Here is a 17,328-nt window from a genome sequence, read left to right on the forward strand (position 1 = left end):
GGGGTCTGACGTCGGACGCCAACCCGGCAAGGTTTAGCGCCAGACTTCCGACGTCAGACTTGCGACCGACTATTTAGATCTTGCCGACCAGATCCAGGGAAGGAGCCAGCGTTGCTTCGCCTTCTTTCCACTTGGCCGGGCAGACTTCGCCGGGGTTGTTGCGCACGTACTGAGCGGCTTTCACCTTGCGCAGCAGGTCGTCAGCGTCACGGCCGATACCTTCAGCGGTGATTTCCATGGCCTGGATCACGCCATCCGGATCGACCAGGAAAGTAGCGCGGTCTGCCAGGCCCTGACCTTCACGCATCACACCGAAGTTGTTGGTGATGGTGCCGGTCTGGTCGCCGACCATGTAGTAGTTGATCTTGCCGATGGTGTCAGACGTGTCGTGCCATGCCTTGTGGGTGAAGTGGGTGTCGGTGGACACGGAGAACACTTCAACGCCCATTTGCTGCAGCTCTTCATACTTGTCGGCCACGTCGCCCAGCTCGGTGGGGCAAACGAAAGTGAAGTCGGCCGGATAGAAGAAGAAGATGGCCCACTTGCCTTTCACATCCGCGTCAGAGATTTCAACAAACTCGCCCTGCTTGAATGCAGTGGCGTTGAACGGTTTGATCTCGGTATTGATCTGTGCCATGTCGTTAAGACTCCCTAGGTTGGCTTGTTTGTGCGAGACCTAGGATGCGAAAAAGCCTCCCATTGGTAAATTTGAAAGTCTTTATTGCGGCAATAGGGAAAACCTAATAGCGATAAGCTACAAGCTTCAAGCTGCAAGCGACAACACGGAGCCAGGCATGGAGAGTGCGGCAGGCGTTGCGGGCCCGTGTCGAGAGGGCAAAGGCCTTGCAGGGGGGCGTTTGCTATGCCCTGTGGGTGCCCTTCGCGGTGGAACCACCGCTCCTACAACAGGCATCGGTGCGACAGACGGGCCGCGCTGTGGCTCATCCAGCTGTAGGAGCACCGCTCGAAGTGCGAACCTCGCGTAGCGAGACGACCGAAGGGAGGGGATTCTTTTGAGCTCTGTCGAGGCCGGAGAGAGCTGATCAAAATGCGTTTCTGGAATCCTTGCCTCGCCTGGGCTCGGATCGCTTGCAGGCAAGCTCCCACAGGGGAGTGGAGCATTTTCATGTCTCCGGTCTCACGGGCTGCGGAGGCCTGATCGCCCTGCGGGCGATTCCGTGCTTCGCACGGTTCGCGCCTCAAGATGCGTTATTCGCTGCGCTCACCCTGCGGGCCTCACTCCGTGCGTTACTCCGCTACGCTACGTTTCTGGCTGTTCGAATTGCGCCTCTGGGATCCTTACCTCGCTTAGGCTCGGATCGCGAGCAGGCTCGCTCCTACAGCGGCTTCGTAGAAATGAAGAAACACGGGAACTTTTCGGCCCTTCTTAATCCAATCGAGCGTAGCTCGTAGCTCAATGCAATGGCGGGTGGGCGCCGAGGGCAGCGCCGAGGTGACGCTTGAAAAGGGTGTCCAGCGGCTCGGGGCGGCCGATGGCATAGCCCTGCACGTAATCCACCCCGGTGTCTTTGAGCAGCGGGATCAAGGACATGTCTTCCACGAATTCTGCCACGGTCTTGATGTTCAGACGGTGGGCCACTTCGTTGATGGATTCCACAATGGTGTGATCCACACTGGAACGCATCAGGTTGCGCACGAAACTGCCATCGATCTTCAGGTAGTCCACCTTGAAGTGCTTGAGGTAATTGAAGGAACTGAAACCGCTACCGAAGTCATCCAGAGCCACCTTGCAGCCCTGCTCCCGTAGCCAGATCAGCACCTCGCTCACTGAGCCCATCTGGTTGACCACCGTGGTTTCGGTGATCTCAAAGGTGAGCCGCTCGGCGGCCAGCGGGGTTTCTTGCAGCAACCCGGCCAGGTAGTCCGGAAAGCCGGGATCATCCAGTGTGGTGGCTGACAGGTTAATGGCCAGATTCAGGCCGGTGAGGGCCGCCAGCTCCTCGCCGCGCACCTGTAGCAACTGACGCAACACCCAACGGTCGATGTGCGGCATCATTTGATAGCGTTCGGCAGCGGGAATGAAGGCCGCCGGGCTGATCACATCCCCATCGCGGCCTCGCAACCGCAGCAGGACCTCAAAGTGGCCCGCATCGCCTTCCGCAAGGGCCCGGATTTCCTGTACATACAGTTCGAACCGGTCCGCTTCCAGGGATTCACGCAGGCTGGCGGCCATCTGCAATTCCATGTGGCGACGGGAGGTATCGCTGTCTTCGGCGCTGTACACCACCACCAGCCCCCGCCCCTGCTGCTTGGCGGTATAACAAGCCACATCCGCCCGGCTCATGGCATCTTCCAGAGAGGTCAGCCCGTCACCCAGTTCCACCAACCCAACACTGGCACCAATGCTGTATACCGCTTCTTCCCAGTTAAAGCGGATTGCATCCAGGGCGTCAATCAACCGCTCGGCAATGTATCGTGCCCGCTCCACCGGACAATGGCGGAGCAACAAACCAAATTCATCCCCGCCCAGCCGTGCCAGCACATCATCATCACGAATCTGGTGGCCGATGACGCCGGCACACTCGCGCAGCAGGGCATCCCCGGCCACGTGGCCGGCGGTGTCGTTGACCACTTTGAAACGGTCCAGATTGATAAAACACAGGATGCTGCCCTCACGGCCTTCTTCACTGAGAGACTGCTGCAATGCGATTTCGAAACCATGGCGGTTGGTAAGCCCGGTGAGCGCATCATGGGTCGCCTGAAAATCCAGCGCCTCCTGCATGGCACGGTTGCTGGTAATATCCCGGAACACCACCACGGCGCCCATCAGCCGGCCGTCGTCTGCACGCAGTGGCGAGGCAGAATCCTGGATTTCATAAAGGGTGCCATCCCGGCTGCGCAACCGGTTGCCATCGCGCAGGAAACACACCTGCAGCCCTTGCAGGGCGGCACTCACCGGGCTGACCTGCGTCTCACCGGAGCTATCATCGACCAGCTTGAAGACCTCCTCCACCGGGCGACCTACCGCGTCCTGCTCTTTCCAGCCGGTAAGGGATTCCGCCACGGGATTCATGAAAGTGATCCGCCCCGCTTCATCGGTGGCCAGTACCGCATCGGCGATGGCATCCAGCGTCACCCGCAACTGCTCTGACTCACAGGCCAGATGGTCCTGCTTCTGCAACAGGTCGGCTTCCACGTCATGGCTTCTCTGGGTGGACGCCATCTCCATCAACAGGCAGCCCTTTCCACCTTCGATCCCGGTGAGGCTGAGCCTCACCCAGTGCCAGCCGCCATCACGGCGAAGACGCACTTCACGGGAAAAGGATTGGCCTTCCTGCGGCAGGGAAAACAACGCGGCGTCCTCGGCATGAAACAGGTCGGTAAAGGTATGCTGATAGAGGCGTTCAGGGGGCATGCCACACAGGCGGCTCATGGCCGGGTTGCACTCCTGCCATTGGCCATCCGCAGTCAGCATGGCCATGCCAACCCCGGTGTGATTCATGGCCAATCGATAACAGTCATCATCACAGATCGGCTGCTGCGAGGCGTTTCGTGCATGCCGATACCTCAAAAACAGCAACAATGCGCCCGCAGCAATCGCTGCGGCCAGCCAAATCCCCATGATGACCATCCAGTGGTTGTTAGAATCGTTGTTACGGCATTCTTCAGATACTCTACACCCAACGGCCAGCCTGAACTGACAAGAACGGAACTTTCGCCGACAATTGGGGCCTCTTATTCCACTATGGCATGGAGATCTTCGGCCTGATTCCGAACCCGCGATGACGCTTCGACGACGACTGCTCAAACTGCTGGTGCTGCTAGCCCTGTTGGCAGCCCTCTACCCGCTCTGGCATCTGGGGCTGGCGCTGCGGCTGCAGACCCACAATCCGGAGCACAGTGCCTATATGTCCCGTGCCGAGGCACAGGGCAAGGTGCGCCATGAGTGGCGGGATTACGAGCAGATCAGCGACTACCTGAAACGGGCCGTACTGATCTCGGAGGATGCCCAGTTCACCCGTCATGGGGGCTTCGACTGGGCCGGAATCCGCTACGCACTGAAGCGGAATCTCGAAGCGGGTGAGCCGGTGGCCGGCGGCTCCACCATCACCCAGCAGCTGGCCAAGAATCTGTACCTCTCTGGTGATCGCTCCTACCTGCGCAAGGGCAAGGAAGCGATCATCGCCCTCATGCTGGAGACCGGGCTGAGCAAACGTCGCATCCTCGAGCTCTACCTGAACCTGGCCCAGTGGGGCCACCAGATTTACGGTGCCGAAGCCGCCGCGCAGCACTACTTCAGTGTCAGCGCGGCGGAACTGAGCCCACAGCAAGCCGCCCAGCTGGCCGCCATGCTACCGCGTCCCAACCAGTACGATTTCCGCGGCCCCACGGACTATGTGTCCGAACGGGCCGACTGGATTGTTGGGCAGATGCGGCTGGTAGCCATTCCCGACCCCACTGAGGTACCGTTACCGCCGCTATCGATTCCACCCGGAAAAGAAAGCCAGAGCACGGCCACCACCGAAGGCGACGAACCAGCAACCACAGCGCCGGACGGCGCGCCGGCCACCGCGACTGAACCCGCAACGGCACCCGACAACACCCCCGATATCGAGCAGGCCGAGCCTGAACAAGGAACTCCGCAATGAAGCAGTACGCCCTGATCCTTCTCTCCGCCGCCCTGGCCCTTGCCGGCTGTGGCGACAATGCCCCCGGCAACACCGCCCCGGCGCCCGCCACAGAGGCAGGCAGCGATAATCCACTGAGCGGCGTCTGGGTTCAGGACGACCAGGTACTGGTACTGGAGGACAACGGCGACTTCTATCTACCCAATGATGCGCTCCGTCAGGGGTTGAGCTGGGAGCAGCAGGACAACCGGTTCACCTTTCGCTATCTGGACAGCAATGCACTCAGCGTGGAGCAGATCACGGCAAACGGCCAACTTCAGGATCGCATCCTGACCCTGAGCCCCCTGTCGGACACGCCTTCTGCCGCCAGCAGCGAGACGGCCGAAACAGACAATGAGGCTCCGCCGATGTTCGTCGGCACCTTTGAGAAAGACAGCAGCGTGGTGGGTTTCCTGAGTGGGCACGTGGTGCTGCCGGACAACGCAGAGCTGCCGGCGCAGCCGGTGCTGACTGTGGCGCTGCTGGCGGACAACAACATCACATTACGACGGGTGATTCGTCTCAACGGCGCAGACAACCGTTACCCATTCCGCATTTACTATCCCGCCAGCGAGGTGGAGAACCCGCAGAGCTGGCAGGTGCGCAGCCAGATCCTGGCGGGTGGTGGTATCTACTACCAATCCGACATCACTGACCTGACCCCAGCCGCACAGGGGTTTGCCGATATCACCCTGCCACTGGACCCGGTCATGAGTGACAGTGAAACCCTGCGCGGTGCACTGGTCTGGCAGCAGGCCGGCCCGGTGTTCACCCTGTGCAACAGCGACCAGCGTCTGCAGATCAGTGGCCCCCAGGGGCAGACCATGGTGAATGACATCCGCGACGATGCGGCCTACCCGCTACAACCGCGCATCGCTACCGTCAGCGGGGTGCGCCGCAAGATCCCCGGCCAGCAGGAAGGGACGACCCAGGCAGCCATCGCGGTGGAAAGCTTTTCACTGGCGAGCCGGGACGACTGGAGTGATTGCCAGATCCCGGTAGCCGATCTGGAGAATACCCGCTGGGTACTGAGCCACCTGGGCGAAGAGCCCGTGACTCTGCCGGAAGACAGCGCCCCCTTGCATCTGGTGTTGAATGACGGCGAAGGCCGCGGCAATGGCGGCTGTAATCGCTTCCAGGCCCGCTACCAGCAGGAGGGCGAACAGCTGCGCTTCAAACCGGTGACCAGCACCGAAATGGCCTGCCCCGCGCTGGAAACGGAACAGGCCTTTTATCAGGCACTGGGTAACAGTGATCATTACCGTATCGACGGCGAGCTGCTGACGCTGTTTGATGAAGAGAACAGTCCGGTTGCCAGTTTTCAGGCCGTTTATCTTTAGTTGAAAGTTCAAAGTTTAAAAGCGCGTTGAAGCCCCCCGTACTGGAAAGGCCGTGCCCGCGCACCATTACCGGGAAGCGCGGGCAGGGAATAACAAACATCGACAGCCTGATTCGCGTTTCAACTTTCAACTTTTCACTTTGAACTGTTTTTCACCAGGAAGGGATTTCCATGCGTATTCACTACCTTTCCCATGTCCCCTTCGAACAACTGGGCGCCATGGAGGCGTGGTTCCGGCAGCGGGATATGGAGATTCACCACTCCCTGCTGTTCCAGGGTGACTCGCTCCCTGCACTGGACGACTTTGATGTGCTGGTGGTGATGGGGGGCCCCATGGGGGCCGATGATGATGCCCACTATCCCTGGATGGCTGCCGAGAAAGCGCTGATCAAGGCCTCTATCGGCGCCGGGAAGAAGGTCCTTGGGATCTGTCTGGGCGCCCAACTGATCGCCCGGGTGCTGGGTGCTCAGGTGACCCCCAACGGGCACAAGGAAGTGGGCTGGTTTCCGGTTTACCCCACCACCGCCGGTCAGCAAGACAGCATCGGCAAACTGTTTGTGCCCCAACCTCCCGTGCTGCACTGGCACGGCGACACCTTTGCCATACCCACGGGGGCAGTGCACCTGCTGGAAAGCCAGGGCTGCCGCAACCAGGCCTTCCGCTACGGCGACCATGTGCTGGCGTTGCAGTTTCATCTGGAACTGGAAGCCGACAACGCCGCAGCGTTGTGCGACGCCTGCCCGGAAGATCTTGCAGAAGGGGAATGGGTGGAGGACAAGCTCCGATTACTGGGCAATAGCCAGCGGTTTGACGATGCCAGGAATCTGCTCGGCAGGGTGCTGGCGCAGTTTTTGGGGTAGATCCGAGCAGTGAGTTATCCGCTATGAGCTATGAGTTTCGAGAATCAAAACGCTATGGGAGCTTGCTTGCAAGCAAGCTCCCATAGCAATCAACAGTTCCTGCAAGAACACACCCAGGAAGCCGCGAGGGGTTTCGCTGTTAACTATTCACTGTTAACTATTAATTATTAATTGTTCACTGCCTTTGTCCACCCGCCCCACCGCAGACAAGATCGCTTGCAAGGCGGCACCGGTGGTGTCGTTGGCGGTGGCTACCGCGCTCTGCTCGGTGTCGCCCACCTGCACCCGCACGCAGGCCATGGCGTTGGCTTCGGTGTTGTCACCCAATGAATATTCATCAAAGGACACCACTTTGACCTCACTGCCGATCTGGCGGTTGAGGGCTTCCACCAGGGCCGACATGGCACCATCGCCACGGCCGGACAACAGGGTGACGGTCTGACTGTCATCGCCGATGCTGATCTGCGCCTGTACCAGGTCATTGCTGCGATTCAAGTCATAGGAACGCAGGGTCCAGCCCATGGGGACGTTCAGGTAATCACTGTTGAAACGGCGATGCACCCGCTCGCTGGTGATTTCACCACCGTCTTGCTCGGCATCCTTCTGCACCACCCCGGCCAGCTCCTGCTGCAGCCAGCGCGGCAAATCGATGCCGAAATCCCGCTCCAGAACATGGGCTACACCGCCCTTGCCGGACTGGGAGTTGATACGCACAACCTCTTCGTAGCGGCGCCCCACGTCGGCCGGATCGATGGGTAAATAGGCCACATTCCAAGTGTCGCCTTCCTGATAACGCGCCAGGCACTTGCGAATCGCATCCTGGTGGCTGCCGGAGAACGCACTGAACACCAGATCGCCAGCGTAGGGATGACGCGGGTGGGTCTGGATATCGGTGATGTCCTCCACCAACGCGACGATTTCCTTCATGCGCGAGAAATCAATCTGCGGATCAATCCCCTGGCTGTACAGGTTCATGCCAGCGGTAATCAAATCCATGTTGCCGGTACGCTCGCCATTGCCCAGCAAGGTGCCTTCCACACGGTCTGCCCCGGCCATCACGGCCATCTCGGCGGCGGCCACACCACAACCACGGTCGTCGTGAGTGTGCACGCTGATGATCACATCATCCCGGTACTGGATATTTTCGTGGACCAGCTCCACCTGGTCGGCGAACACATTGGGGGTGCTCACTTCCACGGTGGCCGGCAGGTTGATGATCACCCGCTGGCCCTGATCCGGGCGCCACACAGCGTTCACTGCATCGATCACTTCGATGGCGAAGTCGGTCTCGGTGGCGCTGAAGGTTTCCGGGGAATACTGGAAGCTCCAGTGGGTCTCCGGCTGCTGTGCGGCATAGTCGCGCACCCATTCGGCGGCACGCTCGGCAATGGCTTTGCAGCCGGCCTTGTCCACATTGAACACCTGCTCGCGGAACGTGGGCGAGGTGGCATTGTAGATATGAACGATGGCGTTCTTCGCTCCCTTGAGTGACTCAAAGGTACGCGCAATCAAATCTTCCCGGGCCTGGGTAAGCACCTGGATATGCACGTCATCGGGCACCAGGTCCTCTTCGATCAAGGCACGGCAAAAGTCGAAATCGATCTGGCTGGCAGAGGGAAAGCCTACCTCGATTTCCTTGAAGCCCAACTCCACCAGCATCTGAAAGAAACGGCGCTTCTGCGCCACGGACATGGGTTTGATCAGCGCCTGGTTACCATCACGCAGGTCCACCGCCGCCCACAGGGGGGCTTTCTCGATACGCTGGCTGGGCCAACGACGGTTGGGCTTGTCGATAACAGGAAACGGCTGGTATTTGCGATGATCAAAACTCATGGGGTAATCCTCGATGGGTGCCTGAAGCTGGACGCCTGACGCCAGGGCCGTGCGGATTACGCGAATGGCACAAGGTATCTGGCGTCGGGCGTTCAATGTGATCGTTGGATTTTGATCAGGGCGCCGGTAAGCGCTGGTAGCGACGGGGAGAGGCATCCGGCTTGTGGCTGTCTGCGTCTCCGCCCTACGAGAGATACTTTACGGCGCAGGACGCGCAATGTGCTTGCTTTTTTAACCTGTTTTCGGCTTGATGAGCAATATAATTGCGCAAACAACCCATCCTGCAGAGATTTTCCCCATGAGCAGCTCTGAACTGGCAAAACTGGACCGTACCGACCTTCGCATCCTGGAGGCCCTGCAGGGCAATGGCGGCCTGAGCAACCAGCAACTGGCCGAGGCGGTGGGGCTGTCACCGTCGCCCTGCTCGCGCCGGGTACAGAAGCTGGAAGCCGCCGGCATCATCATCAAACGGGAAACCGTACTGGATGCCCGCAAACTGGGACTGGACCTGACCGTGATGATCCAGATCAGCATGGACCGCCATACCCCGGAGCGCTTCGCCAACTTCGAGGAAAGGGTGGCCAGCTTCCCGGAAGTACAGCAGTGCTATCTGGTCACCGGTCAGGACGCAGACTACCTGCTAAAAGTGGTGGTACCTGACATCGACGCCTACCAACACTTCCTGCTAAATCAGATCACCCGGATAGAGGGGGTCAGCGGGGTGCATTCCAGCTTTGTCATGCGGCGGGTGGTGGATACGGCGGCATTGCCATTGAATTACGTGGAGGCATAAACAGCTTCCCTGTAGGAGAGCCAACTTGTTGGCCGAATCCTGGAGTTGCGAGTGACGAGAAGCGAGTTTCGAAAGGCAGAACCTGATGATTCCTGAGGGTTGGTTTTCGCAACTCGAAACTCGTCTCTCGCTTCTGACACCCCATTCGGCCAACAAGTTGGCTCTCCTACCATTCGAATCACGTCTCTGGAATCCTTACCTCGCTCAGGCTCGGATCGCTTGCAGGCAAGCTCCTACAGCAGCTCGTAGCTGCTATGCTGAGCCCATCGACCGCGTTGAATATTTGAACCATGAAACATCTGCTGATCGTCGCCCATGCCCCCTCCCCCAACACCCTGAAACTGCGTGAGGCCGCGTCTCGGGGGGCCGGGCATGAGGATATCGAGGATGTGTCCGTTACCGTGAAGGCGCCGCTGGAAGCCGGGCCGGAGGATGTGATGGCCTGTGACGGCATCCTGCTGGGCACCACGGAAAACCTGGGCTACATGAGTGGCGCTCTGAAAGACTTCTTTGACCGCACTTATTACGCCGTACTGGAGGAAAAACAGGGCCTGCCCTGCGCGCTCTACATTCGCGCCGGCCACGACGGCACCGGCACCCGCCGCGCCGTGGAAACCATTGTCACCGGCCTGCGCTGGAACTGGGTACAGGATCCGCTGGTATTGCGCGGGGACTGGCAGGAAGCCTTCGAGGGACAGGTTGAGGAGCTGGGGATGTATCTGGCCGCGGGGCTGGATGCGGGGGTGTTTTAGCTGTGAGCTACCAGCTTCGAGCTACGAGGCGCGGGATGGGCAAGTGCGGCCTGAACCGCTTTGCCCCGCGAAATTCGGTGTTTCGCGTCGAGAGAAAATCATCGGTGGAGATGGGCTCACGCCCATTTCCGCCCTACGAGACAAGGCCAAGTACGATGGGTGGTGCGCGGGCAGAGCATATCCGCAGCTACACACCTCATCCGCGCCTCGTAGCTCAAAGCTGATAGCTCACCGCTGCTTTACTTGCTCTTGCTCACCATGGCTGCGATCACGGCTTTGGCTTCGTCGCCTTGCAGCAACTCACCAAACAGCGCCAGATCTTCCTTGACCACTTCATGCAAGGGCTTGTTGATGGCTTCACGCATCAGGCGTTTGCTTTCGCGCAGGGCACGGGGCGGCTTTTTGGCAAGGGTGACAGCCCAATTGCGAGCGGTGGCCTCCAGCTCTTCGCGCTTGACCACCTTGGCGACAAGACCGGCATCCAACGCCTGAGCGGCGGTGAAGGGTTCGCCCAGCAGCAGCATGCGGGCGGCACGCTGGTAACCCATCCAGGCCGGCATCAATTTGGCAGAGCCGGCTTCCGGCACGGCGCCCAGATCAGCAAACGGGGTAATGAACTTGGCATCCTCCGACGCCACCACCAGGTCCATGTGCAGCAGCATGGTTGTGCCCACGCCCACGGCATTGCCCTGGACAGCGCCTACCACGGCCTTGGGGAACACGTGAATGGCATCGATAAAGGCCGCTGCCGCAGGGGCTTCACCCGGCGCCGCATTGAGGAAATCCATCAGGTCGTTGCCGGCACTGAAAGACTTGCCCTCACCGGTAAACAACACCACCCGAATGTCATCGCTTTCTTCCGCAGCCTTGAGCAATTTGACCAGATCCCAGTACATGACGGCGGTCAGCGCGTTCAGTTTGTCAGGGCGGTTCAGGGTAATTTCCATGACTGATTCAGTGTTCTTGACCAGAATCAGCCCGCTTTCCAGTGTCGGCATCGTCACGACAGCTCTCCCGTAATTGAGTTTGGCCCAAGGCTAGCGGCCCACCCGGCTGCTGCCAAGAGGCAAAATTGATTGACCCGGCAGTCAGACCGGATTAAAACAGCGCACCTATTCTGAGATTGCACCTGTGAAGCTGATCACCTTCGATCCTTTTCGCACCTTGGGCACCCCGGGGGTTCGCTATATCAAACCTGAGCATATGCATCAGCACCGCGAGGCTCTGAGCGAGGCAGACTGGTTGCTGTTCCCGGCCTACTGGCAGATCAACAGCCTGCATTACGTGCTCAAGAAACGCATCTTCCCCAGCCTGAGCAGCTATCACCTTGGCCATGACAAGGTGGAGATGACCCGCGCCCTGCAAACCGCCTGCCCCGAGCACGTGCCGGACACCCTGATCACCTCGGCGGACAGCTACGGCATCCAGCAGATCCTGGACCAGTGGCACTTTCCGTTTGTGGCCAAGACAGTGAAATCCAGCCAGGGGATGGGGGTGTTCCTGATTGAAAATCGCCAGCAGCTGGAGACCTATGCAGAACGACAATCCGTGCTGTATGTGCAGAGACTGCTACCCATTGTGCGGGACCTTCGCATCGTTGTGGTGGGTGAGGAGATTGTGGCCAGCTACTGGCGTGAGGGCGCCGGCTTCCTCAACAACGTGAGCCAGGGCGGACGGGTGCGCACCGACATTCCGGTTCCGGACGCCGCGTTATCGCTGGTCTCAGGCCTGGCGCACTATCTGGATATCAACCATGCCGGCTTCGACGTGGCCATGGTGGACGGCCACCCCTATATTCTGGAGTTCAACCGCCTGTTCGGGAACACCGGGGTACCGGACATGCCCAAGGCCATTGCGGCGGCCATGAACCGCTACTTGCTCGGTCCGGAACCGCCATCTTCTGATACCAGCGTTTCGGCCTGAGTACGCAGCAGGGCTTGATAACGGTGTGCCAGCTGTTCAACGGGCTGCAGGCGCACCTTGTGATCGCCCGCCACGGCGACCTGCGCACGCTCAGGCTGATACAGGGCCTTCACGTCCAGCTCGGTGTCGGCCAGATGGGCTTCCGGAACCTGCAGCCGCCCGGGCACCCCTGCCAGGCACAACGACCAGGCTTCGTCCGGGTCCTTGTCGATGGTCATCAACGCCTTGAATTCCAGCGGCACCTTGCCCTGTTGCTTGCGCAGCGGCGCCAGCAGGCGAACGACCCGCAGAAACAACAGCCCCGCACACAGTGCAGCAAAAGCCGCCTGGGACACCGGCAGCTGACAGAACACCACCCCGGCCTGACGGCCGATGGGCTGGCTCACCTGCCCACCATACACCGCCACCGCCTTGTCCAGCAGGCGCTGGTAGTCCACCAGCACCTCTTCCACCGCCTGTTCGGTGTAGCGCTGACGAATCGCTTCGAAATTGACGATGCTGAGGCGCAACTGGGCCTGGATCCGTTCTGGATCAATAGGCGTTTCCGACCGGACCGGCACCACTGATTCCATCTGCGCAGGCGCAGAGACTGTCTCAGGCTCAGGTGCAGGGGGCGCGGCCACCAGAGGCGCTTCTGAGGGGGGCATCAACCGCTCGCGCACAAGGGTGTAAGCCAGTCGCAACAACAGCACACACAACACGGCGAGCACGAAGCCTGCCTCGATATTCTGGCGAGAGGCATCACGGTTCTCGCCCAGCAGGGTCAGGGAACCGGCCAGCTCCCCGTCCGGCAGCGCAACGGGAACACTGACATAGAAATCCCCATCTCTGATCCCCGCCAGTCCCACCTGGACTTCCGCCGGGTTCAGAAAGCGCACCCCGGCCACCGGCGCCAGCGCCACGGTTTCCCGGCCAATCAGGTTAATGCTGATGGAATCTTCACTGGCCAGCGCTTCAGCCGCCCGACGGGCCGTCTGCTCGGCCAGGGCCTTGAGCTGGATCTCTCGCTCCTGCTCCAGGCTGGAGGAGTAGTGCTCGAGGAAATAGATCCCCACCACCAGCATGGCCAGCAGCATCAGGATCAATTCACGCAACAGGGTCTGCTGGCGACCAATCCATGGACGCCATTGTTCCCACAGGGACATAGGGGGTTATCCGTTTGGTTTTGTTCTCTGGCCCGGAGTATAACGCGAGTTGGCCAGGATGCCTTGACTGTAAAGACATGCCTGATGCCTTTTTGCATCGGAACAACACTCGCTATACCCCGCCGTAGGAGCCCAGCTTGCCTGGGCGATCCGAGCCTAAGCGAGGTAAGGATTCCAGAGACGAGTCTCGAGTCTCGAGTCACGAGCCTCGAAAATCAAAAAAGCACACCACGCACGAGGTTTGAGGCTATGGCCTTCGCAGCTCGCTTCTCGTAACTCGAAACTCATTTCCTCGCTTAGGCTCGGATCGCGGTCGGACGACCGCTCCTACGGGGGAGCGAAGCACCCGGCTTTTGTGCCTCTGGCATCCGACAATGCCTCCAGCGTTCTTCAACATCTCAATATCTGCTACTCTTACGCGGTTTTCGGGGAGCTGCGGCTTCCGTTCGTTTGAATTTTGCTCCTGGAGCCCCTGCGTGCGCGAGATCATCCTGATTCAGGTTTCCGGCAATGACCGTCCCGGTCTGACGGCCGCTTTCACCCGGATTCTGGCCCGTTACCGCCTGAACATCCTGGATATCGGCCAGGCGGTGATCCATGACACCCTGTCGCTGGGTATCCTGGTAGAAACCCCGCAGGATGCGGATTCCTCCGCCGTGCTCAAGGATGTGCTGTTCGAAGCCCACAAGCTCAACATCAATGTGCGCTTCCGGCCGATCGATGAAGACCGTTACGAAGAGTGGGTGGCCGGCCAGGGCAAGGACCGGCACATCATTACCCTGCTTGCCCGCAAGATCACCGCAGAGCAGCTGGCCGAGGTGACCGCTACGGTTGCGGATAACGGGCTCAACATTGACAGCATCACCCGCCTGTCGGGCCGGGTGCATCTTGAAGGGGAAGCCGCCGGCAGCGACAACCGGGCCTGCATCGAGATTTCCGTCCGTGGTGAGCCGCGTGACGCGGAATCCATGCGTGCCGCCTTCCTGTCCATTGCCAATGACCGGAACATGGACATCGCCTTCCAGCGCGACAGCGCCTTCCGCCGCAACCGGCGTCTGGTCGTGTTCGATATGGATTCCACCCTGATCCGCTCCGAAGTGATTGACGAGCTGGCCGTGGAGGCCGGCGTTGGCGACCAGGTGGCAGAGATCACTGAGCGTGCCATGCGTGGCGAGCTGGATTTCAATGAAAGCTTTTCTGCCCGGGTGGCCCTGCTGAAGGGGCTGGATGAAGGCGCGCTGGAGCGGGTGCGTGAGCGTATCCAGCTGACCGAAGGCGCCAAACGGCTGGTGGGCACCCTGCGCGCGCTGGGTTACCGCACTGCCATCCTGTCCGGCGGATTCACCTGGTTCGGCCACTGGCTGCAGGATCTGCTGGGCATTGATTACGTCCATGCCAATGAACTGGAAATCGAGGACGGCAAGGTGACTGGCCGGGTAGTGGGCCAGATCGTCAACGGCCAGCGAAAAGCCGAGCTCCTCAAGGAAATCGCCGCCCAGGAAGGGATCAGCCTGGAACAGACCATCGCCGTGGGCGACGGCGCCAACGACCTGCCCATGCTCGGCGAAGCCGGCCTCGGCATCGCCTTCCGCGCCAAACCCCTGGTCAAGCAAAACGCCGAACAAGCCATCTCCACCCTGGGCCTGGACGGTATCCTCTATCTGATCGGGGTGCGGGACAAGGATCAGGCGGAGCTTCTGAAGAGCAATTAATAGTTAATAATGAATAATTAATAGTTGCGCGAGCAAGGTTTAGCTCGCCTTGAAACGCAAGAGGCCGCGCCCAAAGTCAGGGCGCGGCCTCTTGCGTTTCAGAACATGAAAGACAAAACCGCGAGTTATTAATTATTCATTATTAACTATTAATTGCCTTTCACGCTGTTTCAGGAATCTCCAGCACATCCATGGGCGGTTGCAGGTAGTAGCCTTGCAGGTAGTTCACCCCGCCGAGGGTCCACAGGGCCTGCATCTGGGCGGCGGATTCCACGAAACCGATGACCGAGGCGCGGCCGCCTTCGCTGACCTGCTTGACGATGTCTGCCAGGCGGGCCCGACCTTCCGGTTTGGCCAGTTCCTGGGTAAAGGAGCCTTCGAACTTCACCATGCTGGCAGGTATGTGCTCGAACAGTTTGAACGGATCCAGACCACCGCCGAAACGACTGATGGACACCTTGCAGCCCGCAAATTGTACCTTCTGGGCAAACAGGGCGGCCTGTTTCAGGTAGGTGGTGGCATCCGCCTCGGTGAACTGGAAGATCACATTACGGCCTTCCATCTTCGCGGCCTTCATGGCCTTGAGCATCCAGTCCGCCAGACCGGCATCGGCCAGGGAGCTGCCGTTGATGTTGAACAGCATCTTCACCGGCTGGCCCAGGGCGGCGGCGGCACGCATGCCGTTGAGCACCACCCAGCGATCGATCTTGCCAGCGAAGCCTTCCTCCGACGCCACGGGCATGAAGTCCTGAGCCTCCAGCACATCCCCTTCTTTCTGGGGGAGATTCACGAACACCTCAAACAGATGTTCGCTATCGTCTTCCAGATTCATCAGAGGCTGATATTTCAGCTTGAAACTGCTTTTCTCAAGCGCCTGGCGCAGCTGCATGGCAATGGCTTCCGATGAGCCTGCTGCCACATCATCCATGGGATCATGCACCTTCACGCTATTGCCTTTGCCTTCATTGGCACGCTGGGCATGGTTGCAACACTTGAGCGCGGTGGTCAGCGTATTCTGGCTGTTACGGGCATCTTCACGAATGAACGCCACGCCAACGCTGGCGGTGACCTGCACCGTGCGCGCCGACACCTCGGGCATCAGCTGCTCCACCACCTTGCGCATCTTTTCTGCCAGCTCCGTCGCCACATCCGTATCTTCCACGGGCAGCAACAGGGCAAAGTCCTCGCCGTCCACTCTTGCCAGAGAGGCATCACCACTGTTCTCGACCAATGAGTTCGCTACGGCCCGCAGCATCTCGTCTGCGCCTTCGATACCCAGGCTGGACTGATGGTGCTCGAAGTCATCCAGGCGCAGGTACAGCACCGCAGACAACTGGCTCTCACGGGCCGCTGCGGCCACCGCATCGTCCATCTGCTCAATGAACCACTTACGGCTGAACAGGCCTGTGACCTGATCTTTCTCGCTGATCTCGCGAATGCGCTCTTCAATCTCGCTCTGGTTCACGCCGGCGGCCCGGATCACGATCTGGGTGCAGGCTTCACCATCATAGGTACTGGGAGAGAAAGTGAAGGTGGCATCGAACTCTTCGCCGTCCGTATTTACCCCCTTGCATTCCAGCTCCTGGGTCTGGTTTTCGTCCTGGGCACGGCTGCGAAGCAGGTTCTTGAGTTTGTCGTGGTCCGCCGCGGACACCATGTCCATGATCGGCACGCCGGCCAGATCATCGGCATCCTCATAACCGAACATTTCCACATAGTTGTCATTGGCATGGATATGCATGCCATCGAGCACGTAGGCGATAGCATCGCGGCTCTGGTCCATGAGCAGGGAGAGGCGCTTCTCGGCATCGTGCCGCACGATCTCGGAATGCTGGAGCTCCTTTCTCAGGCGCAGGAACTCGGCCAGTCGATCCACCATCAGGGAGATCAACTCGCGATCATTGCAGGGGGCAACAGCCCGGGCGCCGTGGGTCATACCTTCTTTCACGGTTTCCGGAGTAAATTCATCGGCTAGCAGAATGACGGGAATGGCCTTGCCAAGGCGGTTCAGATGGGCCATCGCCTTTTCAAAGGTGCCATCGCCAAAGGACGGACGGCAGAGCATCAATTCCCAGGAACCGCCCTTCAACGCACGCAGCAGATCATCATCGCCCAGTGCCAGCTCGGCCCGGGTTGCCCTGCCTGCATTACGCAGGGCATTCATCAATTGCTCGGCTTCATCCTGGGAGTCATGGGCGATCAGCAGGCGTAAATTGTCCAGGACATAGCTCATTGATTCACTACTCACAATTCAATCATTGTTGGCGTTGTGCCTGACGACCCTGTCATGACAAAAAACAAAAAACCACCCATCCCGATCCTGTGGACGCCATGAACAGGTT

Annotated in this window: 13 protein-coding genes; 7 read left to right on the top strand and 6 right to left on the bottom strand. The window is 59.7% G+C overall.

Going from position 1 to position 17,328, the window contains the following annotated elements; all coding sequences use genetic code 11:
• Nucleotides 1–73: 73 nt before the first annotated feature.
• Together ahpC and HF945_RS13355 are read right to left on the bottom strand one after the other, a co-directional pair.
• Complete coding sequence (gene ahpC / locus HF945_RS13350; protein ID WP_290523060.1) at nucleotides 74–637, bottom strand: alkyl hydroperoxide reductase subunit C; 564 nt, start codon at nucleotides 635–637, stop codon at nucleotides 74–76.
• 777 nt (nucleotides 638–1,414) lie between these two features.
• Nucleotides 1,415–3,583, bottom strand: a complete 2,169-nt coding sequence (locus HF945_RS13355; protein ID WP_290523061.1) for an EAL domain-containing protein — start codon at nucleotides 3,581–3,583, stop codon at nucleotides 1,415–1,417.
• A gap of 160 nt (nucleotides 3,584–3,743) precedes the next feature.
• On the opposite strand from HF945_RS13355, the gene mtgA reads away from it, so the two are divergent.
• The 3 genes from mtgA (at nucleotide 3,744) to HF945_RS13370 (ending at nucleotide 6,828) form a co-directional block, all read left to right on the top strand.
• The gene (mtgA, locus tag HF945_RS13360; RefSeq protein WP_290523062.1) at nucleotides 3,744–4,610 is read left to right on the top strand and encodes a monofunctional biosynthetic peptidoglycan transglycosylase; all 867 of its coding nucleotides are present in this window, start codon (nucleotides 3,744–3,746) and stop codon (nucleotides 4,608–4,610) included.
• Complete coding sequence (locus HF945_RS13365; RefSeq protein WP_290523063.1) at nucleotides 4,607–5,968, top strand: META domain-containing protein; 1,362 nt, start codon at nucleotides 4,607–4,609, stop codon at nucleotides 5,966–5,968. Before mtgA ends, HF945_RS13365 begins: the two co-directional genes overlap by 4 nt.
• A 170-nt stretch (nucleotides 5,969–6,138) precedes the next feature.
• A complete protein-coding gene (locus HF945_RS13370) occupies nucleotides 6,139–6,828 on the top strand; it encodes an amidotransferase (RefSeq protein WP_290523064.1) in 690 nt (229 codons plus the stop codon).
• 153 nt (nucleotides 6,829–6,981) lie between these two features.
• Here HF945_RS13370 and HF945_RS13375 read toward each other — a convergent pair whose 3' ends face one another.
• A complete protein-coding gene (locus HF945_RS13375; RefSeq protein ID WP_290523065.1) occupies nucleotides 6,982–8,661 on the bottom strand; it encodes a 2-isopropylmalate synthase in 1,680 nt (559 codons plus the stop codon).
• A gap of 298 nt (nucleotides 8,662–8,959) precedes the next feature.
• Between HF945_RS13375 and HF945_RS13380 the strand changes: the two genes are divergently transcribed.
• Together HF945_RS13380 and HF945_RS13385 are read left to right on the top strand one after the other, a co-directional pair.
• Nucleotides 8,960–9,454, top strand: a complete 495-nt coding sequence (locus tag HF945_RS13380; RefSeq protein WP_290523066.1) for an Lrp/AsnC family transcriptional regulator — start codon at nucleotides 8,960–8,962, stop codon at nucleotides 9,452–9,454.
• Between the two features lie 290 nt (nucleotides 9,455–9,744).
• On the top strand, nucleotides 9,745–10,206 hold the full coding sequence (locus HF945_RS13385; RefSeq protein ID WP_290523067.1) for an NAD(P)H-dependent oxidoreductase: 462 nt from the start codon (nucleotides 9,745–9,747) through the stop codon (nucleotides 10,204–10,206).
• Nucleotides 10,207–10,445: 239 nt separating this feature from the next.
• On the opposite strand, the gene HF945_RS13390 is transcribed toward HF945_RS13385, so the two are convergent.
• The gene (locus tag HF945_RS13390) at nucleotides 10,446–11,204 is read right to left on the bottom strand and encodes an enoyl-CoA hydratase-related protein (protein WP_290525420.1); all 759 of its coding nucleotides are present in this window, start codon (nucleotides 11,202–11,204) and stop codon (nucleotides 10,446–10,448) included.
• 133 nt (nucleotides 11,205–11,337) lie between these two features.
• Between HF945_RS13390 and HF945_RS13395 the strand changes: the two genes are divergently transcribed.
• On the top strand, nucleotides 11,338–12,129 hold the full coding sequence (locus HF945_RS13395) for a hypothetical protein (RefSeq protein WP_290523068.1): 792 nt from the start codon (nucleotides 11,338–11,340) through the stop codon (nucleotides 12,127–12,129).
• On the opposite strand, the gene HF945_RS13400 is transcribed toward HF945_RS13395, so the two are convergent.
• The gene (locus HF945_RS13400) at nucleotides 12,078–13,274 is read right to left on the bottom strand and encodes a hypothetical protein (protein WP_290523069.1); all 1,197 of its coding nucleotides are present in this window, start codon (nucleotides 13,272–13,274) and stop codon (nucleotides 12,078–12,080) included. The two genes, HF945_RS13395 and HF945_RS13400, sit on opposite strands and share 52 nt — an antisense overlap.
• Nucleotides 13,275–13,750: 476 nt before the next feature.
• On the opposite strand from HF945_RS13400, the gene serB reads away from it, so the two are divergent.
• Entirely contained in the window at nucleotides 13,751–14,986 is a 1,236-nt protein-coding gene (serB, locus tag HF945_RS13405; RefSeq protein ID WP_290523070.1) for a phosphoserine phosphatase SerB, read from the top strand.
• Nucleotides 14,987–15,146: 160 nt separating this feature from the next.
• Here serB and HF945_RS13410 read toward each other — a convergent pair whose 3' ends face one another.
• Complete coding sequence (locus tag HF945_RS13410) at nucleotides 15,147–17,219, bottom strand: EAL domain-containing protein (RefSeq protein ID WP_290523071.1); 2,073 nt, start codon at nucleotides 17,217–17,219, stop codon at nucleotides 15,147–15,149.
• Nucleotides 17,220–17,328: the final 109 nt, after the last annotated feature.

Origin of the sequence: Alcanivorax sp., assembly GCF_017794965.1 — a bacterium.
GTDB lineage: Bacteria > Pseudomonadota > Gammaproteobacteria > Pseudomonadales > Alcanivoracaceae > Alcanivorax.